Annotated in this window: 22 protein-coding genes; 10 read left to right on the top strand and 12 right to left on the bottom strand. The window is 67.4% G+C overall.

What is annotated here, in order from left to right:
• Positions 1-105: 105 nt before the first annotated feature.
• Both dnaN and dnaA read right to left on the bottom strand, forming a co-directional pair.
• On the bottom strand, positions 106-1236 hold the full coding sequence (gene dnaN / locus ACFVV1_RS04770; protein WP_389984462.1) for a DNA polymerase III subunit beta: 1131 nt from the start codon (positions 1234-1236) through the stop codon (positions 106-108).
• 1005 nt (positions 1237-2241) lie between these two features.
• Positions 2242-4050 (bottom strand): chromosomal replication initiator protein DnaA, encoded by a 1809-nt coding sequence (gene dnaA / locus ACFVV1_RS04765; RefSeq protein ID WP_389984459.1) that lies wholly within the window; start codon positions 4048-4050, stop codon positions 2242-2244.
• A 381-nt stretch (positions 4051-4431) separates the two neighbouring features.
• Between dnaA and rpmH the strand changes: the two genes are divergently transcribed.
• From rpmH to ACFVV1_RS04720, 9 genes are all read left to right on the top strand, one after another.
• Positions 4432-4569 (top strand): 50S ribosomal protein L34, encoded by a 138-nt coding sequence (gene rpmH / locus ACFVV1_RS04760; RefSeq protein WP_030930485.1) that lies wholly within the window; start codon positions 4432-4434, stop codon positions 4567-4569.
• An 18-nt stretch (positions 4570-4587) separates the two neighbouring features.
• Positions 4588-4959 carry a ribonuclease P protein component gene (gene rnpA, locus ACFVV1_RS04755; RefSeq protein ID WP_266747316.1) on the top strand — a complete coding sequence of 124 codons (372 nt, stop codon included), beginning with the start codon at positions 4588-4590 and terminating at the stop codon, positions 4957-4959.
• Positions 4956-5315, top strand: coding sequence for a membrane protein insertion efficiency factor YidD (yidD, locus tag ACFVV1_RS04750; protein ID WP_389984455.1), 360 nt, complete (start codon positions 4956-4958; stop codon positions 5313-5315). The genes rnpA and yidD overlap by 4 nt, the downstream gene beginning before the upstream one ends.
• 3 nt (positions 5316-5318) lie before the next feature.
• A complete protein-coding gene (gene yidC / locus ACFVV1_RS04745; RefSeq protein ID WP_389984452.1) occupies positions 5319-6581 on the top strand; it encodes a membrane protein insertase YidC in 1263 nt (420 codons plus the stop codon).
• A gap of 14 nt (positions 6582-6595) precedes the next feature.
• Entirely contained in the window at positions 6596-7105 is a 510-nt protein-coding gene (locus ACFVV1_RS04740) for a R3H domain-containing nucleic acid-binding protein (protein ID WP_114245516.1), read from the top strand.
• Positions 7106-7214: 109 nt separating this feature from the next.
• Positions 7215-7931 carry a 16S rRNA (guanine(527)-N(7))-methyltransferase RsmG gene (gene rsmG / locus ACFVV1_RS04735; protein ID WP_389984448.1) on the top strand — a complete coding sequence of 239 codons (717 nt, stop codon included), beginning with the start codon at positions 7215-7217 and terminating at the stop codon, positions 7929-7931.
• 293 nt (positions 7932-8224) lie between these two features.
• Positions 8225-9301, top strand: coding sequence for a ParA family protein (locus ACFVV1_RS04730; RefSeq protein ID WP_383752465.1), 1077 nt, complete (start codon positions 8225-8227; stop codon positions 9299-9301).
• Positions 9298-10398: a ParB/RepB/Spo0J family partition protein gene (locus ACFVV1_RS04725; RefSeq protein WP_389984446.1), complete on the top strand. Its 1101-nt coding sequence runs from the start codon at positions 9298-9300 to the stop codon at positions 10396-10398. The genes ACFVV1_RS04730 and ACFVV1_RS04725 overlap by 4 nt, the downstream gene beginning before the upstream one ends.
• Positions 10399-10703: 305 nt before the next feature.
• Complete coding sequence (locus tag ACFVV1_RS04720) at positions 10704-11321, top strand: GNAT family N-acetyltransferase (RefSeq protein ID WP_389984443.1); 618 nt, start codon at positions 10704-10706, stop codon at positions 11319-11321.
• Between the two features lie 78 nt (positions 11322-11399).
• Here the strand turns inward: ACFVV1_RS04720 and trxA are convergent, their stop codons facing one another.
• The 7 genes from trxA to ACFVV1_RS04685 all read right to left on the bottom strand — a co-directional run bounded on the left by trxA (position 11400) and on the right by ACFVV1_RS04685 (position 21046).
• Positions 11400-11732, bottom strand: coding sequence for a thioredoxin (gene trxA / locus ACFVV1_RS04715; protein WP_389984440.1), 333 nt, complete (start codon positions 11730-11732; stop codon positions 11400-11402).
• 47 nt (positions 11733-11779) lie between these two features.
• Positions 11780-12742 carry a thioredoxin-disulfide reductase gene (gene trxB, locus ACFVV1_RS04710; protein ID WP_389984437.1) on the bottom strand — a complete coding sequence of 321 codons (963 nt, stop codon included), beginning with the start codon at positions 12740-12742 and terminating at the stop codon, positions 11780-11782.
• 134 nt (positions 12743-12876) lie between these two features.
• A complete protein-coding gene (locus ACFVV1_RS04705) occupies positions 12877-13833 on the bottom strand; it encodes a hypothetical protein (RefSeq protein WP_389984434.1) in 957 nt (318 codons plus the stop codon).
• Positions 13830-14534, bottom strand: a complete 705-nt coding sequence (gene sigM / locus ACFVV1_RS04700) for an RNA polymerase sigma factor SigM (protein ID WP_389984431.1) — start codon at positions 14532-14534, stop codon at positions 13830-13832. The genes ACFVV1_RS04705 and sigM overlap by 4 nt, the downstream gene beginning before the upstream one ends.
• Positions 14535-14688: 154 nt before the next feature.
• Positions 14689-16407 carry a serine/threonine protein kinase gene (locus tag ACFVV1_RS04695; RefSeq protein WP_389984429.1) on the bottom strand — a complete coding sequence of 573 codons (1719 nt, stop codon included), beginning with the start codon at positions 16405-16407 and terminating at the stop codon, positions 14689-14691.
• A 126-nt stretch (positions 16408-16533) separates the two neighbouring features.
• Positions 16534-18699, bottom strand: coding sequence for a murein biosynthesis integral membrane protein MurJ (murJ, locus tag ACFVV1_RS04690; RefSeq protein WP_389984425.1), 2166 nt, complete (start codon positions 18697-18699; stop codon positions 16534-16536).
• A gap of 49 nt (positions 18700-18748) precedes the next feature.
• A complete protein-coding gene (locus tag ACFVV1_RS04685; protein ID WP_389984422.1) occupies positions 18749-21046 on the bottom strand; it encodes a DUF6049 family protein in 2298 nt (765 codons plus the stop codon).
• Between the two features lie 183 nt (positions 21047-21229).
• On the opposite strand from ACFVV1_RS04685, the gene ACFVV1_RS04680 reads away from it, so the two are divergent.
• The gene (locus tag ACFVV1_RS04680) at positions 21230-22672 is read left to right on the top strand and encodes a CCA tRNA nucleotidyltransferase (RefSeq protein WP_389984419.1); all 1443 of its coding nucleotides are present in this window, start codon (positions 21230-21232) and stop codon (positions 22670-22672) included.
• A 127-nt stretch (positions 22673-22799) separates the two neighbouring features.
• Here ACFVV1_RS04680 and ACFVV1_RS04675 read toward each other — a convergent pair whose 3' ends face one another.
• The 3 genes from ACFVV1_RS04675 to ACFVV1_RS04665 all read right to left on the bottom strand — a co-directional run bounded on the left by ACFVV1_RS04675 (position 22800) and on the right by ACFVV1_RS04665 (position 26053).
• Positions 22800-24077 (bottom strand): MFS transporter, encoded by a 1278-nt coding sequence (locus ACFVV1_RS04675; protein WP_389984416.1) that lies wholly within the window; start codon positions 24075-24077, stop codon positions 22800-22802.
• A gap of 124 nt (positions 24078-24201) precedes the next feature.
• Complete coding sequence (locus ACFVV1_RS04670) at positions 24202-25284, bottom strand: inositol-3-phosphate synthase (protein ID WP_389984413.1); 1083 nt, start codon at positions 25282-25284, stop codon at positions 24202-24204.
• Between the two features lie 61 nt (positions 25285-25345).
• On the bottom strand, positions 25346-26053 hold the full coding sequence (locus ACFVV1_RS04665; protein ID WP_389984410.1) for a helix-turn-helix transcriptional regulator: 708 nt from the start codon (positions 26051-26053) through the stop codon (positions 25346-25348).
• Positions 26054-26281: the final 228 nt, after the last annotated feature.

The following is a 26281-nucleotide window of genomic DNA, read 5'->3' as shown; positions in this document are numbered from 1 at the left end:
TTCGTACCCAAGCCCGAGCCTACGCCCGGCCGGGAACAGATCGACGGGCATGCTCGGCGCCGAGCATGCCCGTCGGAAGCTGTCCATGCGGGACCGGTGGCCGGATCAGCCGGAAAGGCGGACCGGCATGATCAGGTACTTGTACGCCTCATCCGCCTCGGCGTCCACGGCCGGGCGGCCGCTGAGCAGCGCGGGCTTGGTGGACGTCGTGAAGGAGAGCTGGGCGACCGGGGAGTCGATCGCACTCAGCCCGTCCAGCAGGAAGGTCGGGTTGAAGGCGATCGAGATGTCGTCGCCCTCCAGCACCGCGTCGACCCGCTCCACAGCCTGTGCGTCGTCACTGGAACCCGCCTCCAGGATCAGCACACCCTGCTCGAAGCTGAGCCGCACCGGAGTGTTCCGCTCGGCGACGAGGGCCACACGCTTGACGGCCTCGACGAACGGCGCGGTCTCGATGACCGCGACCGAGTTGAACTCGGTGGGGAACAGCGTGCGGTACTTCGGCAGATCGCCTTCGAGCAGCCGCGTGGTCGTACGCCGGCCCGCTCCCTCGAAACCGATCAGACCCTCACCGGCACCCGAGCCGGACAGCGCCAGCGTCACCGTGTCACCGCTGGTCAGGGCCTTGGCGGTGTCCAGCAGGGTCTTGGCGGGCACCAGGGCGACAGCCGACGCATCCGGGTTCTCCGGCTTCCAGGGGAACTCGCGGACCGCGAAGCGGTAGCGGTCGGTGGAGGCCAGGGTGACGGTCTCGCCCTCGATCTCGATCCGCACACCGGTCAGGACCGGCAGCGTGTCGTCACGGCCTGCGGCGATGGCGACCTGGGCGGCGGCCGAGGCGAAGACCTCGCCGGGGACCGTGCCGGTCGCGGTCGGCATCTCGGGCAGCGCCGGGTACTCCTCCACAGGAAGGGTGTGGAGTGTGAATCGCGAGGAGCCGCAGACCACGGTCGCCCGTACACCGTCTGTGGAAATCTCCACCGGGCGGTTGGGGAGGGCGCGGCAGATGTCGGCGAGCAGCCGGCCGGAGACCAGCACCGTGCCGTCCTCCTCGACCTCCGCGTCCACCGAGACCCGGGCCGAGACCTCGTAGTCGAAGCTGGAGAAGCTGAGGGCGCCGTCCTGGGCCTTCAGCAGAAGGCCCGCAAGAACGGGCGCCGGCGGACGGGCCGGGAGGCTACGGGCCACCCAGGCCACAGCCTCCGCGAGTACATCGCGCTCCACCCGGATCTTCACCGGAACCGCCTCCTGCTGTTGCTCGCTCGCCCTGCTGGCCTTCGTCGTCCGATCACGTCTCCCGCCGATGACAGCGGGAGGACGCCGGGGACCAGTCTGACGTACGGCACCGACACTCGGTGCTGCTCGGGGTCAAGTCGCGACGAGAGGCTCGGAGCGCCCCGGCCCCGAGTTGTGCACAGGCCCCACTTCGAAGCGGATTCCGGGCTAACTATAGGTGGCAGTAGTAGTAGGGCCTGTGGAAACGGTGGATAACGTCGTTTTCGCAGGTCAGGCCCAGTTTTTTGTCCACCGACCCTGTGGGTGGCACCGGTGGACAACCCGGTGATTCTGTGGACGGACGAAAGTTCTGCACACCCGGTACACAGGACAGGGGGGTTTCTCCCCAGGGCTGTCCCCAGCTTTACCCAGGTTCCCCACAGCCCAACCGACCCTCTCGGTGTGACGCCTTTCACTCGGCGCAGTGAAAGGCGTCGTTGCGTTGCCGAACAGTGGACAGGGATGTGGAGAAGCCCGATCAAGCTGGGGACAACACGGCCCGTGCTGTGGGCCACCGGTGGACAACATCATCGGCTCCCTGTGGACGAAGATTTTGTCCACAGGCTGTGGATCACTGTTGACCACAAATCCCCAGGCCCTTGACCTGGCCTGATGGAGTATCGGCAGTCGCCCCTGTGGAAGCAATATGGAACAACTTCTGGGTCCCCAGGCTGTGGAGGGGAAAATCTCCCCAGATCTGTGGAGAACAGACGCCCGGCGGCATGTATTCGAACACCGCGACCACCCCGGAGCCGCGGAGTCCGGCTTCGGAGGGGCTTCGGAGCGGGTTTCGCGAGGGTCTCGGAGGGGTTGGAGGGACTCCGGAGCGGGCTTCGGCGGCTTTGGGCGGACCTTCGGAGGGGCTCCGGCGCGAGGCTCCGGACAACGAAGAAGGGCGCCTGCGGAACCAGAAGGTTCCGCAGGCGCCCTTCCGACGCGTGCGGGGCGTATACGTGTCGGCGGCCCTCAGCCGTTCTTGATGCGGTTGGTGAGCTCGGTGACCTGGTTGTAGATGGAGCGTCGCTCCGCCATCAGCGCGCGGATCTTCCGGTCCGCGTGCATCACCGTCGTATGGTCGCGGCCGCCGAACTGCGCCCCGATCTTGGGCAGCGAAAGATCGGTCAGTTCCCGGCAGAGGTACATCGCGATCTGGCGGGCCGTCACCAGCACGCGGCTGCGCGAGGTTCCGCAGAGATCGTCCACCGTCAGACCGAAGTAGTCCGCGGTCGCCGCCATGATGGCCGTCGCCGTGATCTCAGGAGCCGAGTCCTCGCCACCCGGGATCAGATCCTTCAGCACATGCTCGGTCAGCCCGAGATCGACCGGCTGGCGATTGAGGCTGGCGAAGGCCGTGACCCGGATCAGCGCCCCCTCCAGCTCCCTGATGTTCCGGGAGATACGGGAGGCGATGAACTCCAGTACCTCCGGCGGGGCGTTGAGCTGCTCCTGTACCGCCTTCTTACGGAGGATCGCGATCCGCGTCTCCAGCTCCGGCGGCTGGACGTCGGTGGTCAGACCCCACTCGAAACGGTTCCGCAGCCGGTCCTCCAGGGTCACCAGCTGCTTGGGCGGCCGGTCCGAGGACAGCACGATCTGCTTGTTGGCGTTGTGGAGCGTATTGAAGGTGTGGAAGAACTCCTCCTGCGTCGACTCCTTGCTCGCCAGGAACTGGATGTCGTCGACCAGCAGGATGTCCACATCGCGGTAGCGCTTGCGGAAGGTGTCGCCCTTGCCGTCGCGGATCGAGTTGATGAACTCGTTGGTGAACTCCTCGGAGCTCACGTACCGCACCCGGGTGCCCGGGTAGAGGCTGCGCGCATAGTGCCCGATGGCGTGCAGCAGGTGGGTCTTGCCGAGTCCGGACTCCCCATAGATGAAGAGCGGGTTGTACGCCTTGGCGGGTGCTTCGGCGACCGCGACCGCCGCGGCGTGCGCGAATCGGTTGGACGCACCGATGACGAACGTGTCGAAGAGGTACTTCGGATTCAGCCGGGCCGCCGGCTCACCGGCGCCGGGCGTGGGGGCGGGCTGTGCGCCCATCGGCCCGGTGGCGCCGCCGGGCCGTCCGGTGCCGGCGCCGCCCTGCCGGTGCTGGGCCTGGGGGGCCTGCATGTCGTGGCGCTCGGCGCGCTGCTGCTCGTAACTCTGACGCTCGGGCGGCTGCGGCCGGTAGTCGTGCTGCGGCTGCTGGGGACGGCCGCCGGCGTACGGCTCCCGCCACTGCTCCGCCGAGGTGTCGCGGTCCTGGAATCCGCCGAGCCGGGGCTGCTGCCAGGAGAGGTCCTCCTGGGTGCGCGGCCACGCACCGGGGTCGCGGCGCTGCTGCTGGTAGTCGGGATAGGCGGGCCGGGCGGTCGGCATGCCGTCGTCCGAGGGCCGGTGCCCGTAGCCGTCGTACGCGTCATTGTGCTGACGCTCATCGTGCTGCGGTCCCTGGTAGCGGTGCTGCTGCGGCTGCGGGGGCTGGTGCATCGGGGGCGCGGGCGGGTTCGGAGGTTCGCCCGCGGAGTCGTCGACGGTGATCGCGATACGGATCGGGCGGCCGCATTCGCGGCTCAGCGTCTCGCTGATGAGCGGCGCGAGCCGGCCTTCCAGTACGCGCTTGCCCCATTCATTGGGGACGGCGAGCAGCGCCGTGTCGGCGACCAGTGCGAGCGGCTGGCAGCGCTCGATCCACTGCTTGTCCTTCGGCTCGATGCCCTGCTGGCCCTCCCCGAGGAGTTGCTCCAGCACTCGTGGCCACACTGCGGCAAGATCGGCAGGTACGTCAGCCACAAGGCACGCTCTCTCGCTGGTCCCACGAATGTGTGGTTCTCGGGACGGGATGGTTCGGGACGGGTGAGGACCGGCAGGCAGGAAGAAAACGAACCGGGGTTCAGCCAAGGTAGTCAGGCCGACCCGCGTGGTTCAAGTTGTTGTCCACAGCCTGTGCATAGAGCGGGGTGCGGTAGAGCCGGTTTGACCGGGTGGTGTGGCCGCGCGTACCGTGGCCAGGTCGAGTTGTCGATGGCTGCTGCCGCCTGCCTCCGATGGGCAAAGATCACGATCTGTGATCGTGAAGCGGTGCACTAGAGCGTTTACGCGAGTCTCTCGTGGGCGCACGGTGACAGCCAGGCGATGTCCCGCCAACACACGAGTCATTTCTGGAGCCCCCGAGTGAGCAAGCGCACCTTCCAGCCGAACAACCGTCGTCGCGCGAAGACCCACGGCTTCCGGCTGCGGATGCGCACCCGTGCCGGCCGCGCGATTCTCGCGTCCCGCCGTGGCAAGGGTCGCGCCAACCTGTCCGCCTGATCGCTTACAGGTCATGACGTGCTGCCTACCGAGAATCGGCTGAGGCGGCGCGAGGACTTCGCGACCGCAGTACGTCGAGGACGCCGGGCCGGCCGCCCGCTACTCGTCGTTCATCTACGCAGCGGTGCAACGGACCCGCACGTGACTGGGGAGAGTGCTCCCCCGCCGCGTGCGGGTTTCGTTGTCAGCAAAGCTGTGGGTGGAGCGGTTGTGCGCACAGCGGTGAAGCGCAGGCTTCGCCACCTGGTCCGCGAACGGCTGGCCCTGCTGCCCCCCGGTAGCCTGGTTGTCGTACGAGCGTTGCCCGGAGCGGGTGACGCCGACCATGAACAGCTGGCCCGAGACCTGGATGCCGCTCTTCAGCGGCTGCTGGGAGGGGGCGCGCGATGAAGTACCCGCTGCTGGCTCTCATCAAGTTGTACCAGTGGACGATCAGCCCACTCCTCGGGCCTGTCTGCCGTTACTACCCGTCGTGTTCCCACTATGGATATACGGCGATCGACCGGCACGGAGCGATCAAGGGAACTGCGCTGACGGCTTGGCGCATCCTGCGGTGCAATCCGTGGTCACCCGGTGGCGTGGACCATGTTCCACCACGCAAACGTCCGCGTTGGCACGAACTGCTGCGTAATGCCATACGCGGTGGCAAGGGCGGGGACTCCGCCGCCGATGTGCCTCCCGGGGGGTCGGTTTCCGAATCCCCGAGCCCGGCCGCAGAGACTTCGCCCAATGCTCAAGGAGCTTGATTAGTGGACACGATTGCCAGTCTGTTCAGCTTTATCACCTGGCCTGTTTCATGGGTCATCGTTCAGTTCCATACGTTGTACGGAGCGATCTTCGGCGATGACACGGGCTGGGCCTGGGGCCTGTCCATCGTGTCCCTGGTGGTGCTGATCCGGATCTGTCTGATCCCGCTTTTCGTCAAGCAGATCAAGTCGACCCGGAACATGCAGGTGCTCCAGCCGAAGATGAAGGCGATCCAGGAGCGCTACAAGAGCGACAAGCAGCGTCAGTCCGAAGAGATGATGAAGCTGTACAAGGAGACGGGTACCAACCCGCTCTCCTCGTGCCTTCCCATCCTGGCGCAGTCGCCGTTCTTCTTCGCCCTGTATCACGTGCTCTCGGCCATCGCCTCGGGCAAGACGATCGGTGTCATCGACCAGCCGCTGCTCGACAGCGCCCGTAAGGCACACATCTTCGGTGCTCCGCTCGCTGCCAAGTTCATGGACAGCACGTCGGATGTCACCGCTCTCGGTGCCTCTCTGGCCGACGTCCGGGTCGTCACCGCGGTCATGATCGTGATGATGTCGGCGTCGCAGTTCTTCACCCAGCGCCAGCTGATGACGAAGAACGTCGACCTGACGGTCAAGACGCCGTACATGCAGCAGCAGAAGATGCTGATGTACATCTTCCCGCTGATCTTCGCCGTCATGGGCATCAACTTCCCCGTCGGTGTCCTCGTCTACTGGCTGACCACCAACGTCTGGACCATGGGTCAGCAGATGTACGTGATCAACCAGAACCCGACCCCGGGCAGCAAGGCACAGGACCAGTACCTGGGACGTCTGCTGAAGAGCGTCACCGCTCACGGTGAGGTGCGTGGCAGGACCAAGCGCAATACGGTCAAGCGGATCGTGTCCAAGGGGCCGGACCGCAATGACATCGAGCGGAAGTTCATCACGGGACTGGCCAAGCTGGGCCTCGCCGCCCAGGAGGACGGCACGGTGATCAAGAGCGACACTGCTGTTACCGAGGCCGAGGGCGGAGCCGCGCAGCGGCGTCAGCAGCCCAAGCGCCAGACCAAGGCCCAGCGCCAGACCGCCGCCCAGCAGGCGGGGGCCAAGGAGACCGGTTCTGCCGAGCCGGAGTCCAAGACCTCCCTGGAGAAGCCGGACGCATCGCAGGACGACAAGCCCAAGCCGGCGGGCAAGCCCGCGTCCGGCTCCTCACGCCAAGCCAAGTCCGGACAGCGCAAGGGTCCGCAGCGGCCCAAGCACCCGTCCAAGAAGTAAGAAGGAGTCCATCCGTGACGGAAGGCACCACCTCCACGGCCGCTGAGGGCAGCGACACCTTGACCCGCCTCGAGCAGGAGGGCGAGATCGCGGCGGACTACCTCGAGGGTCTGCTCGACATCGCCGATCTCGACGGCGACATCGACATGGACGTCGAGGCGGACCGGGCCGCGGTCTCGATCATCAGTGACTCGGCACGTGATCTGCAGAAGCTCGTGGGCCGCGACGGTGAGGTGCTGGAGGCGCTCCAGGAGCTGACGCGGCTTGCTGTGCACCGGGAGACCGGTGACCGCAGTCGTCTGATGCTGGACATCGCGGGGTTCCGGGCCAAGAAGCGGGCCGAGCTCGCCGAGCTGGGTGCCAAGGCCGCGGACGAGGTCAAGAGCACCGGTGAGCCGGTGAAGCTGGACCCGATGACGCCGTTCGAACGCAAGGTTGTGCACGATGCGGTTGCGGCCGCCGGTCTGCGCAGCGAGTCCGAGGGCGAGGAGCCGCAGCGCTTCGTCGTCGTTCTCCCGGCCTGACCGGACCCTTGTTCTGTCGGCCCCGTCTGTTCGCAGGCGGGGCCGATCTTTGTCAGCCTGATAGTCAGGCACCCACAGTCCGGTAGTGCGGTATGGAAGGACGGTTCCCGTGACGGCGGAAGTAGAGCTTCCCCAGGCGCCTGAAGGCGCGCGGGCGGTTTTCGGCGAGTTTTTCCCGGAGGCTGTCCGGTACGCGGAACTGCTGGCGGATGCCGGGGTGAAACGGGGGCTGATCGGTCCGCGTGAGGTGCCGCGGCTGTGGGAGCGGCATCTGCTGAACTGTGCCGTGCTCTCCGAGGTCGTGCCCGAAGGTGTCACGGTCTGCGATGTGGGCTCCGGTGCGGGCCTTCCGGGTATCCCGCTCGCGCTGGTGCGTCCGGATCTCAAGATCACTTTGTTGGAGCCCTTGCTTCGGCGGACGAATTTCCTTCAGGAAGTCGTCGAACTGTTGGGGCTGAGCCATGTGACGGTTGTGCGCGGTCGGGCCGAAGAGGTTCTGGGGACCCTTCAACCGGTTCATGTCGTTACGGCTCGGGCTGTGGCGCCGCTCGACCGGCTGGCCGGCTGGGGCGTTCCGCTGCTGCGTCCGTACGGAGAGATGCTGGCGCTCAAGGGGGACACCGCCGAGGAGGAGATCGTCGGTGCGCGGGCGGCCCTGAGCAAGCTCGGTGTGGTGGAGACCGAGGTGCTGCATGTCGGCGAGGGAATCGTCGATCCGATGTCCACCGTGGTGCGTGTGGTGGTCGGGGAGAGTCCGGGCGGTGTGAGGTTCGCCGCAAAGAGGGCCAAGGCCGCGAGGACGAGCCGTACGAGGCGCCGTCGCTGACACGGTCTGGTCACGTTGTGGAATCGGCCCTTACACGCGGTTTGTGCCGTCCGTTGGTGATGCTCCCGGTAAGCAGTCGTACGCGCCCCATGCGGAGTGTCGTGCCCCTGTAGCTACGCTGCGGGGGCATCGTGTTTCACGTGAAACGTCGCTCTTTGCTGCATGGGATCATCAGCCGCGGTCGTGCGGCTGCCGCGCCGCGGCATCGCAAGCCCGTTAGGGCTATGGAGTTGTCCACAGAAGTGGATTCATCCACAGAAGAGCGGGCCTCGCTGGTTCACGACCCCGAAAGCATGGCAGGCTCTGTGCATTGTGAGCCTGAAGTCGAGGAGAGTGAATCCTTGCGGTCCGACGCCAACATTGCGGGACCGATGACCGATCCGGTCCCCGGTCCCCGAACCGAATCGGCGGGGGAGGGTGTTTCACGTGAAACACCGCCGCCGATGGACGACACACCCATCGGTCGCGCGGCCCAGCTGGCGGTCGAGGCCCTAGGCCGCGCCGGCGAGGGCCTGCCCCGTCCTGACCGGACGCGCGTCATGGTGGTGGCCAATCAGAAGGGTGGGGTGGGCAAGACGACCACGACGGTCAACCTTGCCGCCTCGCTCGCGCTTCACGGCGCACGTGTCCTGGTGGTGGACCTCGACCCGCAGGGGAATGCCTCTACGGCTCTGGGTATCGATCACCATGCCGAAGTTCCCTCCATCTATGACGTCCTGGTGGAGAGCAGGCCGCTCTCCGAGGTGGTTCAGCCTGTTCCGGACGTCGAAGGCCTCTTCTGCGCCCCCGCCACGATCGATCTCGCCGGTGCGGAGATCGAGCTGGTGTCGCTGGTGGCGCGGGAGAGCCGACTGCAGCGGGCGATCCAGGCGTATGAGCAGCCGTTGGACTACATTCTGATCGACTGCCCGCCTTCGCTCGGTCTGCTGACGGTCAATGCCCTGGTCGCCGGTGCCGAGGTGCTGATCCCTATTCAGTGCGAGTACTACGCGCTGGAGGGGCTGGGGCAGCTGCTGCGGAATGTGGACCTGGTGCGGGGGCATCTCAACCCCGACCTTCATGTGTCGACGATTCTGCTCACCATGTATGACGGCAGAACCAGGCTCGCTTCGCAGGTTGCGGAGGAGGTGCGCAGTCACTTCGGTAAGGAGGTGCTGCGGACGAACATTCCGCGGTCGGTGCGGATTTCGGAGGCACCGAGCTACGGGCAGACCGTGCTGACCTACGACCCGGGTTCGAGTGGGTCGCTTTCGTACCTCGAAGCGGCGCGTGAGATCGCGTTGCGGGGTGTCGGGGTGCAGTACGAGGCCCAGCATGCCCACACGGGCAGTGGGAACAGCCAGCAGAGCATTTCGGAGGGTATCCAGTGAGTGAGCGTCGAAGAGGGTTGGGGCGTGGGCTAGGTGCCCTGATCCCCGCCGCTCCGCAGGAGAAGCAGGTGCCGTCCACGAGGGTGGGATCGGCCTCTCCCGGGGCGGGTCCGGTGATGACGGCGGAGCGGGGGGTGGCCGCTGCGAAGGTGGCCACTCTTGCGTCCGTTCCGGTTGTGCCGGAGCCGAGTGCGCCGGTTTCGGAGCCCGAGGCGGCCGCAGCATCGGTGGGAGCCACCGGGGCGTACTTTGCCGAGGTTCCTCTCGGCTCCATCACCCCTAATCCGCGTCAGCCCCGTGAGGTGTTCGACGAGGATGCCCTTGCCGAATTGGTCACCTCCATCAAGGAGGTGGGCCTTCTCCAGCCCGTTGTCGTGCGGAAGACGGGTCCGGAGCGCTATGAGCTCATCATGGGTGAGCGGCGCTGGAGGGCGTGCCGTGAGGCGGGTCTGGAGCGGATCCCGGCCATCGTCCGGGCCACGGACGACGAGAAGCTGCTCCTGGACGCACTTCTGGAGAACCTTCACCGGGCTCAGCTGAATCCGTTGGAGGAGGCGGCCGCCTATGACCAGTTGCTCAAGGACTTCAAGTGCACGCATGACCAGTTGGCGGACCGGATCGGGCGTTCCCGTCCGCAGGTGTCCAACACACTGCGTCTGCTGAGGCTTTCGCCTCCGGTGCAGCGCAGGGTCGCGGCCGGGGTGTTGTCGGCCGGTCATGCGCGGGCGCTGTTGTCCGTGGATGACTCGGAGGAGCAGGACAGGCTGGCGCATCGCATCGTGGCCGAGGGGCTGTCGGTGCGGGCGGTCGAAGAGATCGTGACCCTCATGGGGTCCAGGCCGACCAGTCCTGCCAAGACCAAGGGGCCACGGGCCGGTGGGCGGGTGTCGCCGGCGCTGTCCGATCTTGCTTCCCGGCTCTCGGACCGTTTCGAGACCAGGGTGAAGGTCGACCTCGGGCAGAAGAAGGGAAAGATCGTCGTCGAGTTCGCGTCGATGGAGGATCTGGACCGCATTCTCGGCAGTCTGGCACCGGGCGAGGGGCGGGTGCTGGACCGGGAACCGTCTGAGGACTCTGCCGAGGACGACGAAGGCTGACCCCTGCCGGATGAGCGGCAGGGCGGGCTGTGTTCCGGTGGATACCGGAACACAGCCCGCCCTTTGCATTCTCTCGGTGTCGGCTTCAGCCCTGGGTGGATACGATGCGTTCTGGTATGGCACATCCGTTCTGAGCCACCTCGGTGGAGGGAGAGCCATGCGATCAGTGAGCCACAGCCGACTGGTGGCAGTAGGGCTGGGCCTGGGGGCCGCTGTCGGGGGTTCGTCGGAAGCCTGCTCCTGGAACGGAGTGCACGGACTGCCGCACGCGATGCGGCGGGCGAAGGAAGCGAGGAACAGCCTTCATGGGGCGTCGGCTCGTACCGCTCACGCTGGACAATCTTTCCGATCTCCCGAGGCGCTGCCGCTCGTGTGTCTTCTGGGAGCTTGATCCGGTCAGCGGCGAAGCTGCAGTAAAGGCGGGAACGCCCGAGCTGGAGAAAGAGGCATGGATCTCGGCCGTTCTGCTGGAGTGGGGTTCGTGCGGCCGCATTGTCCACGTCGACGATGTGCCGGTGGGCTTCGTTCTCTACGCACCACCGGCCTATGTACCGCGTTCGACGGCCTTTCCTACGAGCCCCGTCTCCCCCGATGCCGTGCAGTTGATGACTGCCTGGATCATGCCGGGCTACCAGGGGCAGGGGCTGGGCCGAGTCATGGTGCAGACCGTCGCCAAGGACCTGCTGCGGCGGGGATTCAAGGCGATCGAGGCTTTCGGCGATGCCCGGTGGAAGGAGCCTGCCTGCGTGCTTCCCGCGGATCATCTCCTCGCGGTCGGCTTCAAGACCGTACGGCCGCATCCTGTCCATCCGCGGCTGCGACTGGAACTGCGGACGACGCTCTCCTGGAAGGAAGACGTCGAGCTGGCACTGGACCGATTGCTGGGTGCCGTCCAGAAGGAACCGGCGCTGCGGCCGCTGTGATCCGAACGAACATGACCATGAGAAACGGGTCCATCCCCTCAGGGGATGGACCCGTTTCACGTGAAACATCGAACGGCTCTACTCGCTGATGAAGCCTTCGAGGTCGCGGAGGAGCGCGGCCTTCGGCTTGGCTCCGACGATGGTCTTGGCGACCTCGCCGTCCTTGTAGACGTTCAGGGTCGGGATGGACATGACGCCGTACTTGGCGGCCGTGGCCGGGTTCTCGTCGATGTTGAGCTTGACGATCTCGATCTCGTCGCCGTGCTCGGCAGCGATGGCTTCCAGGGAGGGCGCGATCTGGCGGCACGGACCGCACCAGGCGGCCCAGAAGTCCACCAGTACCGGCTTCTCGCTCTTCAGGACGACCTCGTCGAAGGAGTCGTCGGTCACGTTCTTCAGGTCGCCGGCCACGGCGGCCTCCTTAACTTCTTAGGGGTGTGTGGGGTGAGAGGCGTGGGTCAGACGGTGGCCGCGGCGGCCTTCTCGTCGTCGGCGAGCGCAGCGAGGAAGCGCTCGGCGTCGAGAGCGGCCGAGCAGCCGGTACCGGCAGCGGTGATGGCCTGTCGGTAGGTGTGGTCGACGACATCACCGGCGCCGAAGACACCGGTCACGTTGGTGCGCGTCGAGGGGGCGTCGACCTTGAGGTAGCCCTCGTCGTCGAGTTCGAGCTGCCCCTTGAAGAGCTCGGTGCGCGGGTCGTGGCCCACTGCGATGAACAGACCGGTCACCGCGAGCTCGGACGGTGCACCGGTCTTGGTGTTCCGAAGGGTCAGGCCGGACAGCTTCTGCTCGCCGTGGACTCCTGCGACCTCGCTGTCCCAGGCGAACTTGATCTTCGGGTCGGCGAAGGCACGGTCCTGCATGGCCTTGGAAGCACGCAGCGAGTCACGGCGGTGGACGATGGTGACGGACTTGGCGAAACGGGAGAGGAAGGTTGCCTCCTCCATCGCGGTGTCGCCGCCGCCGACCACTGCGATGTCCTGGTCCTTGAAGAAGAACCCGTCACAGGTCGCGCACCAGGAGACGCCGCGGCCGGAGAGGGCGTCCTCGTTGGGCAGGCCCAGCTTGCGGTGCTGGGAGCCGGTCGTCACGATGACGGCCTTGGCGCGGTGCACCGTGCCGGCGGTGTCGGTGACCGTCTTGATGTCGCCGGTGAGGTCCACGGAGACGACATCGTCGGGGACGAGCTCGGCGCCGAAGCGCTCGGCCTGGGCGCGCATGTTGTCCATGAGCTCGGGGCCCATGATCCCGTCCTGGAAGCCCGGGAAGTTCTCCACGTCGGTGGTGTTCATCAGAGCACCGCCGGCGGTGACGGCGCCCTCGAACACCAGCGGCTTCAGCGAGGCGCGTGCGGTGTAAAGGGCGGCCGTGTAGCCCGCGGGGCCGGAGCCGATGATGATCACATTACGGACGTCGCTCACGGGTTTCTTCCTCGTCTCTGCAGACTGCCTACTGTCCACGCCTGATGGGGTCGGTTCAACGACTCTCACCCCACCCAACGGATCCTACGGGGGATGCATTCCCGACGTGCCGGGGCGGCGTTCCGGCACGATTCTCAGGGGCGCGCGTAGGCGTGGGTCAGCAGTAGTTTCGCTTTGGCGGCGGGCTTTTCCCGGGCGCAGGCCGCGTCGACGACATACGCCTGGACGCGGGTCGCGTCGGAGGGGTGCGGCAGGACGACGAGGAAGGCATCCGTGCCCTCGTAGGTGCCTTCTTCCAAGGCGAGGGCCGCGGTCTTCCGCCCGATGCCCTGCTCCACACAGAGTGGGACGGAAACAGCGGGTGCACGCAACGGCGTTCGGGGCGACTCGGACCCGGGAGAGTCACTCTTGGGCGTCGATTGAATGTCGACGGACGGCGGTGCCTGCTTCTCGGCGTCGGCACCGTCCGGACTCGATGATTTTGTGCCGGCGCTCAGAAGGAGCGTTTGGACCCGGCCTTCGAGGGTGGACGCTGTGAAGACTCCTGTGCCCTTTGCCGCGGAGCTGGAGCCGTGGTCTGCCGCCTTGAGGCTGGCATCCTCCTGGGACGACTGGACGTTCTGCAGCATGAAGACGCTCACGCCGACCACGGCTGCGCCGAGGGCGGTGCCGAGCACGGCGGTGCGGCGGCGGCGCCGGGCCGATCGGCGGCCGGGGCCAGTGGTCGCCCGGGGATGCCCGGCAGGACGGTCCAAGAGACTGGGCTCCGCGTCCGGCCTCTGCGCGACGGAAGGTTCTGTTTCACGTGAAACATGCGGTGCTGCGCCGACGGGCGCCATGGTGCTGAGAGCCTCGGCGGCGAGCGCGGCGTCGAGGCGGTCCACGACATCGTCGGGCATGTGTTGGGGCGCGGGCACGGTGCCGAGCAGCTCGCAGATCTCCACGAGTGAGGAATGGACATCGCCGCAGAGCTCGCAGCCGTCCACGTGACCGCGTACCTCTGCCGCACGTGACGGCGGGAGCAGCCCCTCCGTGAGATCGGAGATCTCCGAGACATCCGGGTGCTGGGTCGTTTCGGTCGTTGATGTCATGCGCGCCCACCTCCGCCCTTCACTGCAGCAGGATCGCTTGTCCCCGCGTCCCTCGGCCCCGATGCGGGTGGGACGGATGCGCGCGGCGTCCGGTTCCTTCCCGCGGCGGGTTCCTCGGCTTCTGTGCCCTCACTGCGTAGGTGGGTGAGCAGAGGAGCCAGCCGGGCTCTGCCCCGCGCGCAGCGGCTCTTCACGGTGCCTGTCGGTACGTCGAGGATGCGTGCCGCCTCGGCCACGGGGTAGCCCTGCATGTCCACGAGGACCAGGGCGGCGCGCTGCTCTGCGGGGAGAGTGGCGAGTGCGGCCAGGAGTTCGCGGTGCAGGTCCCGGCGCTCCGCCGGGGCCTCCGCGGACTCGTGCGGTTCGAGGAGCTGGTCGAACCGTTCGGTGTCATCGACCGGCGAGGTCTTGCGGGTGGCCGCCTTGCGGACCCGGTCGAGGCAGGCATTGACCGTGATGCGGTGCAGCCAGGTGGTGACGGCGGACTGGCCGCGGAAGGTGTGGGCGGCCCGGAAAGCGGAGACCAGCGCGTCCTGGACGGCGTCGGCGGCTTCCTCGCGGTCGCCCAGGGTCCGCAGTGCCACGGCCCACAGCCGGTCGCGGTGGCGTCGTACGAGCTCGCCGAAGGCGTCGGGTTCACCGGCCACATGGCGAGCGAGGAGGTCTGAGTCGCTGAGTGGTTCCGACGGCTCGGCGGCCACCTCCCCTCCCTCCCTCTTTGTGTCAAGGTGCGTCTGTCTATCACGATTCGAGTGAGCAGGGGCAGAGGGCGGAAGACGAACGGTATGAGATCGGCCGGCCGGCCCGGACGGTGCGCGAAAGGCCGGTGGGGCCCGCTCCCACCGGCCTTTCGCGTCAGCCGAGTACCGAGATCTCCGAGATTCCGCCACGGAAGCCGTCAGACGTCCCGTCCGACGGCAGCTCCGTGATGTGGATCAGTACGTAGCGGGTCCGTACGGGCTTGGCGAGGGACTCCTGCAGATCGCTCCCCACCGTTGCGAGCTTGGTGAGGCGCTGAGGGAAGTCCGAGAGGGACGACGGGGCTGAGGCGTTCGCATCGGCCGCGAGCACTTCGGCCTTCTGCCCGCTGCGGAACATCTCGACCTTGATGCCGTTGACGTCCTGGACACTGCCCAGATCGACGACTATGCCGCTGCCATCCTTACGGGGCGCGAGATTGCCGAAATTCGGGTAGCCCTCGTAGCGGTGGGTGACCCAGGCGGTACTCGCACTGCCGTCGATGGCGTTCGGTACATCCTCCTGCTTTATCGCTGAGCCGCTGGGCATGAACTCCGTCGCACCGGCTATCCGCAGCGGCTTGAGCGGGGCCGGGGGCTTGTTGCCCTCGTTCTCCGGGGTCGTCTGTGTGGTGTCGTCGTTCCCCGAGTCGTTGCTGTGGTTGAGGAGCGTCTCGGCGAGCTGCCAGCTGCCGAGGCCCAGTGCGGCGATGAGCAGCGCGGACACCGCCCACTTGAGGATCCTGCCGGTGCGGCTCTGGAGCGGGGCCGGGGGCACGGCGATCACGGGCTGCGTGGTGACGCCGGGGCCGGTGGGCGGGCGCCCGTAGGTGCCTTGCTGGTAGGTCGTGCGCTGGTACTCCGGGGGTGCCGCGAAGGTGGGCTCCGGAGGGCGGATGCGGGGCATCGCGGCGACGGCCTTGGCCAGTTCGTCCGGGGTGGTGCACGGCTGCTCCTGCCGGGAGGCAGTGGCGCCGTCATTGGCGAGTGCGCGCATGGCGATCTCGGACAGGCCACGGTGGACACCGGCCCGTACCTGGTCCGGGGCGATCAGCCCCACTCCCTTGGGCAGACCGGACAGACCGTAGGCATCGGTCTCGTACGGCCAGCGCTGGGTCAGTGCGGCGTAGAGCAGGGCGCCGATCGCCTCGGTGTCCGCGCGCTGCGGGCCGTCGGCGGTGATACCCCGCAGTGCGGCGTTCACCGCGAGGCCGCGGATCCGGTACTGCCCGGTCGAGCTGCGCAGTACCGCACCCGGGGTCAGCCTCAGATGCGCGAGACCCTCTCGGTGCGCGGCTGCCATGGCCTGGGAGATCTGACTGACGAGCTGGTACGCGTCATGCGCGTCCATCGGTCCCGCGGCCAGTAGCGAGGTGAGCTCGGTGGCGTCGGGGAGCCATTCGTGGACGACGTAGACGAGGTCGTTCTCCTCGACCGCGTCGAGCACCTGCACGAAGCGCGGGTCGCCGAGCAGCGCGGAGGAGCGGGCTGCGGCCAGCACCGAGCGGGCCCGGGGGTGGTCGGCGGGCAGCAGATGGACGCCGACCGCGCGGCGCAGCTTCTCATCGACAGCGCGCCAGCTGCTGAACCCGTCCAGACGGGTGACGCACTCTTCGAGCCGGTAACGTCTGGCCAGTTTGTGCCCGCTGTGCAGGTCAGGGGTCGGCAGAGTGGCCTCGGAGCTGATGCGCTCACCATCCGTGTCCTGAGGCTCTGTGCCCGTTGTGTCCTGAGCTTTCGCCGTCCCGTCGGTCGTGGCCTCGTCCGCCTTGGCGGCCAGCGGTTCATCACCGCTGTTGTCGGCCACGTCGACGGCAGCCGTGCTACGTTCCGCCACCGTCGTTCCTGCCTCCCCATCCGTTGCGCGATGCCAGCCAGCCCTGCACAGTCACGCCAATTGTGCCCACACTCCGGCGCTATGCACGACACGCAAGGAGCGGTGATGGTTGTGCGACCACTGTCCTCAGCGCCCGAGCCGTCCTCGGACCATGCCGACCATGCCGTTGATCTCTTCGATCCGCATCCGCTTGGCGGCGACGAAGAAGACGCCCAGCAGAACGACCCCACCGCCGATCAGCGCGACGAGTGAACCGAAGGCGCTTTCGCCGAGGCCCATGAGAACAGCGAAGCCGACGCCGCCGCCGAGCGCCGCTGCCGGGATGGCGGCCAGGCACAGGCGGGCGTAGGTGCGGACGACGTGGGCGCCGTCCAGATCGCCGCCCAGCCGGTTGCGCAGCCGTCGCCAGGCGATGCCCACGCCGACGGCGTAGGCGAGTCCGTACGCGGCCGCCATGCCGACCACGGCCCACTGGGCCGGCAGGATCACGTAGCAGAGGGCCGAGGCGGCCGCGTTGACGGCGGCGACGATGACCGTGTTGTAGAAGGGCGTCCGGGTGTCCTCGTAGGCGTAGAAGCCCCGCAGCACCACGTACTGCACGGAGTACGGGATCAGGCCGAGACCGAACGCCATGAGGATGAAGCCCATGGACCGGGCCGCTTCGGTACCCGCGGAGGCATACAGCAGGGTGCACATCGGCAGGCCGAGGGCGAGGAACATGAAGGCCACCGGCACGATCGCCACGGCCGAGTTCCGCAGTCCCTGGGAGATGTCGTCGCGGACGGCGCCCGGGTCGTCGTCGTGAGCGGCGCGGGAGATGCGGGGCAGCAGGGCCGCCATGACCGAGACGGTGATGATGGCCTGCGGCATGCCCCAGATGAGCTGGGCGTTGGAGTACGCGAGGAAGCCCGTGCCGTCCTTGCCGGACAGCTTGCCCGCCGAGGTCGCGAGCTGGGTGACGACGATCACACCTGCCTGGTTGGCCAGCACGAACAGGACGGTCCACTTGGCCAGCTTGACCGTCTTGCCGAGCCCGTGACCCTTCCAGTCGAAGCGCGGCCGGAAGCGGAAGCCGGCCTCGCGCAGGTACGGGATCATGGCCAGGGCCTGGACGACCAGGCCGAGCAGCGTGCCGATGCCGAGCAGCCGGACGCCCTCCGGCGGGATCGTCTGAACCCCCATCTGGGATTCGGCGGAGGTGCCGTAGACCCAGATGAACATGCCGAACGTGAAGATCATGACGATGTTGTTGAGGACCGGGGTCCACATCATCGCGCCGAACCGGCCGCGGGCGTTGAGGATCTGGCCCATCACGACATGCACGCCCATGAAGAAGATGGTCGGCAGGCAGTACCGGGCGAACGTCACGGCGACGCTGTTGGCGGCCGTGTCCCTGGCGATCGTGGGCGACATCATGTGGATCAGCCACGGAGCGGCGAAGACCGCGAGCGCGACGATCACACCGAGCGCGACCATCACGAGAGTCAGCAGACGGTTGGCGTAGGCCTCGCCGCCGTCCTCGTCGTCCTTCATGGATCGCACGAGCTGGGGAACGAAGACCGAGTTCAGTCCGCCACCGACGGTGAGGATGTAGATCATCGTCGGCAGGGTGTACGCGATGGTGAAACTGTCGCCGAGCAGTGCCGCACCGAGCGCGGCGGTGATCACGAGGCTGCGGACGAACCCGGTGAGCCGGGACACGAGGGTGCCGGCCGCCATGACCGCGCTGGATTTCAGCAGGCCGGAGGCGCGGCCACCGGACTTGGGCGGTGCGGGCGCCGGGGCCGGGGCAGGCTCGGGCTCGGCCGGGACGGGGGAGGGTCCTGCCGGGCCCTCCTGGTCCCGGAACAGGTGGGCGAAGGCGTCCGGCTGTTCACGGTCGTGGGACGCCTGGCTGACGAGATCGTCGACCCCGACGAACTGGGTGGTCGCCGGGTTGTCGCCGTACGGCAGGTGCCGCGACGGTCCGTCGGGCTCGGGAGGTGGGGTCTGTGCCCAGATGCGCGGATCGGGTGGGTACTGCGCCGCGGGCGGCTGCTGGTAGAGCGGCTGGGGCTGCTGGTAGGTGCCAGGGGGTGGCGGCGGGTGCGCGGCGCGGTCGTACAGCGCCTCGGTCACCGGGTCCTGGACAGACAGATCCTGGGCGCGGTAGGGGTCGTAGTCGTACGCGGACTGCAGGTACGGATCAGGCGTCGGCGGAACCTGGTCCGGTGCGGGAGGGACCGGGGGCCCACCGGAAGACCCGGCTCCGCCCGCACCCCGACCGCGGTCACCGTCGTACGGCGCGTTCATCGAAACCCCACCTCATCGTCCCCGGCCGACCGGCCACGACAGACATCGCTCAACGTTCCACTTTCTCACCCGGGCCCGATGGTGCCCCGCTTTCCGGACCGGTGTCCGGCGTCGGGTCACTCGGCTGCTCGGGATCGCTGCCGCCGCCGCCGGCCGCACCGCCGGCGTTGGCCCGCTTGCGCTGGGTGTACATCCTGATGCCTGCAAGGACCAGAAGCAGCAGCCCGCCGGCGATCACCAGCAGCACGGTCGGGGTGAGCTCGGAGACCTTCACGGTGAAGGTCATCTCTCCGCCGTACGGCGTGCCGTCCTCGGTATAGAGCTGTGCGGTCATCTGCACCTGGCCGTTGATGTTGGCCGCGGCGTCGAACTTCACGGACTGGCTGTGGCCGCCGGCGATCCGGATCGGCTGTTCCGCCACGGCTCCGCCGTCGTTCAGCTTGAGCCGGGTCGCGTTCTCCGACTTCAGCCGGAGGACCAGGTGGTCCACGCCCTGCAACAGCCTGTTCTGCACGGTCACCGGGATCGTGGCGCTGCGGCCGGACAGGGTGACGTCCGACTTCGAGATGAGCTGGACCTCGTTGATCAGGCCCTGCAGATAGGTGCGTACCGAGTCCCGGTACTGCTGGGCCTCCAGCGCGCTGCCGCGCCACGACGTCGACATGGACCGGTTGACCGCGTTGCCGAAGGGGGTCACCACCCGCTCCGGCCGGGCGAGGATGACCTGGAAGTTGTTGAGCGAGGCCTGGGTGGACTTGATGTCCTGGAAGGCCTGGGTGGGCAGCTCCTGGCTGCGGAGCCGCTTCGGGTACTGGGAGGAGCCGGGGACGCTGGTCGTCGCGTCCGCGTCGGGCTTCGCCTCGGCCGCGTCGACGAGCCCGAGGGGCTGGGTCCAGCGTTCGTCGTCGAGGGAGTGCAGAGCGGCGGCCATCGACTGGGCCTGGGCGACCGTCGGCATCCGCTGCGGCGCGACGACGATGCTCCGTTCCTCGTCCGTCTCCTGCTCGGTCAGGGCGAGGGTCTGCGCGAGGAACTTCTGTACGGCGAGGGTGGATTTCCCCGCGTTCGACATATCGCCCTGGAAAGCCGTGGAGAGGCGGGCGTCGGCGACCACGGCGGTGGTGCCGCCGCCGATGGGACGGGCCGAGGTCGGCGTGTACGGCAGACTGCCGGTCTCCTGGAGGCTGTCGCTGCGGGCGATCACGTTGTGCGCGCCGGCTGAGGTGGCGACGTCGACGATCGACGGGTCGACCGCCCCGTCGACGGGCCAGGCGAAGTCGGTCGACGGCTTCATATGCAGGATGGTCTGCACCGTTGTCCCGGCCACATCCGTGGCGGTCTGCAGGTGGCTGAGGGTGCCCGACACGTTCTTGCCGCGGTGTGCAAGGGATGCCAGATCCGGGTCGGCGAACGGCAGCGCGATGACCTTGCCGTCAGACACCGCGGCTTCCAGCGAGGTGAGCCACTTCTTGGCGACGGCCTGGTTCTTCCCGGCGACGGTGGTGTCGCCGGACTTCACACGGTAGTTCCGTGCCATCGCGTCGACGCTGGCCAGCAGATCCGGGTCGATGACCCACGTCACAGGCAGCTGGCTGCCCAGCGAGACCAGCTGTTCGAGGCGCCCGCCCGGCTCGAGTTCGGCGGCCAGGTCGTCATCCGCGAACACGGGTGTCTGCTGATCGTCGGAGCCGGTTTCGGCGGTGACGTGGGGCGACGCGATGAGCGGCCAGAGATAGGTGACCTTCGTCCTGGAGTCACGTTCTTCCTCCTGCCACGGCAGGAAGGTGCGCTGGATCCCCAGCACGTGGTCGTACCGGGCCCGGGAGGTCTGCCCCGACAGCGAGACACCGAGCTGGTAGACGCCGTCGTCGCCGAGCCCCAGCTTGTCGACCGGGACGGACAGCGTGAAGTCCTGGCTGATTCCGGAAGAGAGCTTCGCGAGCTTCACCGTGTATTTGCCGCCGAGCGGGGCGGGGTCGCTGCCGGGGACGTAGCCGGTGCGCTTGGCCGCGGTGTCGATCGACGTCCTGCCGTAGAGCCTCGGACCCACTCGCAGGTCGACCTCCGCCTGCGTGATCGTCTCCTTGCCCCTGTTGGTCACGGTGCCGGAGACGGACAGCGTGTCCCCCTTCACCGGTGCGCTCGGAGCGAGGGTGTTCAGGGACACATCGACCGTCTCGGAGCCGGTGGGGGCCTTGGCGGTCCCGCCGGCCTGTGCGACGGACGCGGTCGGTCCGGCCAGCAGCACGGCGACGAGTGGCGCCCCGATGATCGTGGCGGCTGTGCGCCGCAGCCACCGGCGGGCAGGAGAGGGACCGATTCCCTGAATGTCTGCCGCCTCGGCCACGCGCCTACCCGTCCCTCGTCGTCGTCAGCTGGTGTCGATGGTTGTCGGTTGCTGCGTCCCCGCATGGTAACGATGTGCGTGGGTGCCAAGTGCTGGGGAGTCCGTTACATGATCGGAAGAGTCTCGCAGGGCGGGACGAAACCAGGACGACCGGGCCGGTCCGGGCACGTACCCTTTTCTGTTGTGTCGAACGCCAATGAAGACAGCTCCCGTGCCCTGACCCAGGTGCAGCACCGCGCAGTCAGCGAACTGCTGCGGGTGTCACCGGTCGCCGACGATCTCGCCCGCCGTTTCCAGGATGCCGGATTCAGTCTCGCTCTGGTCGGCGGCTCGGTCCGGGACGCGCTTCTCGGCAGGCTCGGGAACGACCTGGACTTCACGACGGATGCCCGCCCCGAGGCCGTACTGAAGATCGTCCGGCCGTGGGCCGACTCGGTGTGGGAGGTCGGGATCGCCTTCGGCACAGTGGGTGCCCAGAAGGACGGCTACCAGATCGAAGTCACCACATACAGGTCGGAGGCGTACGACAGGACCTCACGCAAGCCCGAGGTGTCCTACGGCGACTCCATCGAGGAAGACCTCGTCCGTCGTGACTTCACGGTCAATGCCATGGCCGTCGCGCTCCCGCAGAAGAACTTCGTCGACCCTCATGGCGGTCTTGAGGACCTGGCCCGCCGCGTGCTGCGCACCCCCGGAACGCCCGAGGAATCCTTCTCCGACGATCCCCTGCGCATGCTGCGTGCTGCTCGCTTCGCCGCGCAGCTGGACTTCGACGTCGCCCCCGACGTGGTCAGGGCGATGACGGAAATGGCCGGGCGTCTCGAGATCGTCTCCGCCGAGCGGGTCAGGGAGGAGCTCAACAAACTGCTGCTCTCCGCCAACCCTCGCAAAGGTCTGGCGCTGCTCGTCGACACGGGTCTGGCGCAGCAGGTGCTGCCGGAGCTCCCCGCTCTGCGTCTGGAAAGTGATGAGCATCACCGGCACAAGGATGTCTACGAGCACTCGCTGACCGTCCTGGAGCAGGCGATCGACCTGGAGGAGGACGGGCCTGATCTGGTTCTGCGCCTTGCCGCTCTCCTCCATGACATCGGCAAGCCGAGGACGCGGCGCTTCGAGAAGGACGGGCGCGTCTCGTTCCATCACCACGAGGTGGTGGGCGCCAAGATGACCAAGAAGCGGCTGACCGCGCTCAAGTACTCCAACGACACGGTCAAGGACGTCTCGAAGCTCGTAGAGCTTCACTTGCGTTTCCATGGTTACGGTGAAGGCGAGTGGACCGACTCCGCGGTGCGCCGCTACGTGCGTGATGCGGGCCCGCTGCTGGAGCGGCTGCACAAGCTGACCCGCTCGGACTGCACCACGCGGAACAAGCGCAAGGCCGCCGCCCTCTCGCGGACCTATGACGGGCTCGAGGAGCGCATTGCGCAGCTGCGGGAGCAGGAGGAGCTGGATGCCGTCCGGCCCGACCTGGACGGCAACGAGATCATGAAGACGCTGGGTGTCGGTCCTGGTCCGGTGATCGGCAAGGCCTACGCGTTCCTGCTGGAGCTGCGGCTGGAGCACGGGCCGATGGGGCATGACGTGGCGGTCGAGAAGCTCAAGAAGTGGTGGGCTGCGCAGAGCTGAGGCCACTGAAGGCCTGATTGGCAGGAATCGGAAACGGGTGCGGTCATGTTTCACGTGAAACATGACCGCACCCGTTGTGCGAGGGGCACTGTTTCACGTGAAACAGTGCCCCTCGCCACTGCGCCCCTCACGCTCGCCGGAGCGCCCTCTCGGCACGGCTCCACCGGAACAGCAGCACGGCGACGACCGCATAGAGCACCGCCACTCCGGTCACCACGACGAACGACTGCCCGTCAGGAGGCAGCATGAGGGCGGAGACCGCGGCAGCGCCCACGAACGCCACGTTGAACAGCACGTCGTAGAGGGAGAAGACCCGGCCACGGAAGGCGTCGTCCACCGAGGTCTGCACCACGGTGTCCGTCGCGATCTTCGCCCCCTGAGTGACAAGTCCGAGGATGAATGCCGCGACGAGTATCGGCGCGGGGACGAACCACAGCCCCAGTGCGGGTTCGAGGACGGCGGCCGCCGCCGCGCACACCGCCATCCAGCGGAGCCGGCCGAGCCGCCCCACAGCCCACGGTGTCACCACGGCCGCCGCGAAGAACCCCGCGCCGGATATCCCCACAGCCAGCCCGAGGAGGGCCAGGCCTTCGGATTCGCTGTCGGACCAGGCGTACCGGCACAGCATCAGCACCATCACGGTCAGCGCCCCGTAGCAGAAGCGGATCGCGGTCATGGCGGCCAGCGCGCGGGTCGCCTGCTTCCGCTCCGCCAGATGGCGCAGCCCGTCGGTGAGCCCCCGAGCCGTGATGGCCAGAGCCTTCCGCAGTCGGATGCGCCGCCCGTCCTGATCCGGTCCGAGGAGTCCGGTGGCCAGGCTCAGGGAGGCGAGTGCCGAGGCGAGGTAGAGCGCCGCGCCCAGCAGCACCACCGCCGCGTCGGAGTCGGCGAGCAGCAGCCGCACGATGAAGGCGAGACCGCCGCCGGCCGTGGCGGCGAGCGTGCCCGCGGTCGGAGAGATCGAGTTGGCCAGCACCAGCCGGTCGCTGTCGACGACACGCGGCAGCGCGGCCGAGAGCCCGGCCAGCACAAAGCGGTTGACCGCGGTGACGCACAGCGCCGAGACGTAGAAGAGCCAGTCGGGTGCGGCGCCGAGGATCAGGAATGCGGTGCAGCAGGCGAGTGTGGCGCGCAGCAGGTTGCCGTACAGAAAGACCTGACGGCGTGGCCAGCGGTCCAGCAGGACGCCGGCGAAGGGGCCGATGAGTGAGTAAGGCAGGAGCAGCACGGCCATGGCGGAGGCGATGGCTCCCGCCGATGCCTGTTTCTCCGGGGAGAAGACGACGTGCGCCGCCAGTGCGACCTGATAGACGCCGTCCGCCGACTGGGAGAGAAGCCGTACGGCGAGCAGACGACGGAAGTTCCGAAGGCGCAGGAGTACGCGCAGATCACCTACGACGGGCATGTGATCAAGGGTCACATACGTTGAAGGTCCCCGGGTGGATGACCCGGGGACCCTCAACGGTGCGGAAAGGAAGGAGCGTTGCCGCTCATCACCGAGCCGCTTCGACGCGCCGTGTCCGGTCGCGTCAGTTGGCGACCTCGCCGTTGATGAACTTCTCGACGTTCACGCGGGCCTCGTCGTCGAAGTACTGGACCGGCGGGGACTTCATGAAGTACGAGGACGCGGAGAGGATCGGGCCACCGATCCCGCGGTCCTTGGCGATCTTCGCGGCGCGGACGGCGTCGATGATGACACCGGCGGAGTTCGGGGAGTCCCACACCTCGAGCTTGTACTCCAGGTTCAGCGGAACGTCACCGAAGGCACGGCCCTCGAGGCGCACGTAGGCCCACTTGCGGTCGTCCAGCCAGGCCACGTAGTCCGACGGACCGATGTGGACGTTGTCCGCACCGAGCTCGCGGTCACGGATCTGGGAGGTGACGGCCTGCGTCTTGGAGATCTTCTTGGACTCCAGGCGCTCACGCTCGAGCATGTTCTTGAAGTCCATGTTGCCGCCGACGTTCAGCTGCATCGTGCGGTCCAGGATGACGCCCCGGTCCTCGAAGAGCTTCGCCATCACGCGGTGCGTGATGGTGGCGCCGACCTGCGACTTGATGTCGTCGCCGACGATCGGGACACCGGCCTCGGTGAACTTGTCCGCCCACTCCTTGGTGCCGGCGATGAAGACCGGGAGAGCGTTGACGAACGCGACCTTGGCGTCGATGGCGCACTGCGCGTAGAACTTCGCGGCGACCTCGGACCCGACGGGCAGGTAGCAGACGAGGACGTCGACCTTGCGGTCCTTCAGGACCTGGACGATGTCGACCGGGGCCTCGGCCGACTCCTCGATGGTCTCGCGGTAGTACTTGCCCAGGCCGTCGTGGGTGTGGCCGCGCTGGACGGTCACGCCGGTGCTGGGAACGTCGGCGATCTTGATGGTGTTGTTCTCGCTCGCACCGATGGCGTCCGCGAGGTCGAGGCCGACCTTCTTCGCGTCGACGTCGAAGGCGGCGACGAACTCGACGTCCCGCACGTGGTAGTCGCCGAACTGGACGTGCATCAGGCCGGGCACCTTGCCGGCCGGATCGGCGTCCTTGTAGTACTCGACGCCCTGGACCAGCGAGGCGGCGCAGTTGCCCACGCCGACGATGGCTACGCGAACCGAACCCATTCCGGTTGCTCCCTGTGTGTAATGGATGTTCCCGATGAAGTCCCGCGGATCTGCGGGGACCTCACTTTGAGGTGTCGTCGGACGGATCCGGCAGGGTGTCACCCCGGTGCCGGGGCAGGCCGTCCGTCTCTCCTGCTGTGTTCTGCTGAGCTTCGCCCCCGGGCGAGGACCGTCGCTGATCCCGTCCCGACCGCTCGCTCTCGATGAGCTCGTTCAGCCAGCGCACTTCGCGCTCCACGGACTCCATGCCGTGTCTCTGCAGCTCAAGTGTGTAGTCGTCGAGGCGCTCGCGGGTGCGGGCCAGAGAGGCCCGCATCTTCTCCAGGCGCTCCTCCAGCCGGCTGCGCCGGCCTTCCAGCACCCGCATCCGCACCTCGTGCTCCGTCTGCCCGAAGAAGGCGAAACGGGCTGCGAAGTGCTCGTCCTCCCAGGAGTCGGGGCCGGTGTGCGAAAGCAGCTCCTCGAAGTGCTCCTTACCTTCCGCCGTCAGCCGGTAGACGATCTTGGCGCGGCGCCCGGCCAGTGAGGAGGCGGGGGCGACCGCACGGCCGGTGGTGGGCGGAAGGACGGCCGGGGCTGTTCCCGGCTCCTCGATCAACCAGCCGTTGGCGACCAGCGTCTTGAGGCAGGGGTAGAGGGTGCCGTAGCTGAAGGCGCGGAAGATCCCCAGCGACGTGTTGAGACGTTTGCGCAACTCGTACCCGTGCATCGGGGATTCGCGAAGCAGACCGAGAACGGCGAATTCGAGGATGCCGGAGCGTCTGCTCAACTTCGCCTCCTCCTTCTCCGAGTGCTCTCGCGGAGCCCTGTGCCGAGCTGATGTACCGAGCTGATGTATCGACTCGATACATCATGACGATAGATCGGTCGTCGCCCTGCGACAAGAGGGGTCATCGTGAACGGCGTCACATCGTGAATTCGTAGGCACCGACTTGCGTTGTTTGGGGTGAAGTTCGGCCCTAGGAGGGTTTTGACCGTGCGTAGTCTGTGCGGCATG

The organism is Streptomyces sp. NPDC058092 (genome assembly GCF_042884935.1).
GTDB lineage: Bacteria > Actinomycetota > Actinomycetes > Streptomycetales > Streptomycetaceae > Streptomyces.
This window is presented reverse-complemented; position numbering and strand designations above follow the sequence as displayed.

Bases quoted from the DNA above. Each gene is read 5' to 3' on its own strand.
- yidD (WP_389984455.1), top strand. From the start codon at position 4,956: ATGAAGTACCCGCTGCTGGCTCTCATCAAGTTGTACCAGTGGACGATC.
- ACFVV1_RS04730 (WP_383752465.1), top strand. From the start codon at position 8,225: ATGGCAGGCTCTGTGCATTGTGAGCCTGAAGTCGAGGAGAGTGAATCC.
- ACFVV1_RS04720 (WP_389984443.1), top strand. From the start codon at position 10,704: ATGGGGCGTCGGCTCGTACCGCTCACGCTGGACAATCTTTCCGATCTC.
- ACFVV1_RS04705 (WP_389984434.1), bottom strand. From the start codon at position 13,833: ATGACATCAACGACCGAAACGACCCAGCACCCGGATGTCTCGGAGATC.
- murJ (WP_389984425.1), bottom strand. From the start codon at position 18,699: ATGAACGCGCCGTACGACGGTGACCGCGGTCGGGGTGCGGGCGGAGCC.
- ACFVV1_RS04675 (WP_389984416.1), bottom strand. From the start codon at position 24,077: ATGCCCGTCGTAGGTGATCTGCGCGTACTCCTGCGCCTTCGGAACTTC.
- ACFVV1_RS04670 (WP_389984413.1), bottom strand. From the start codon at position 25,284: ATGGGTTCGGTTCGCGTAGCCATCGTCGGCGTGGGCAACTGCGCCGCC.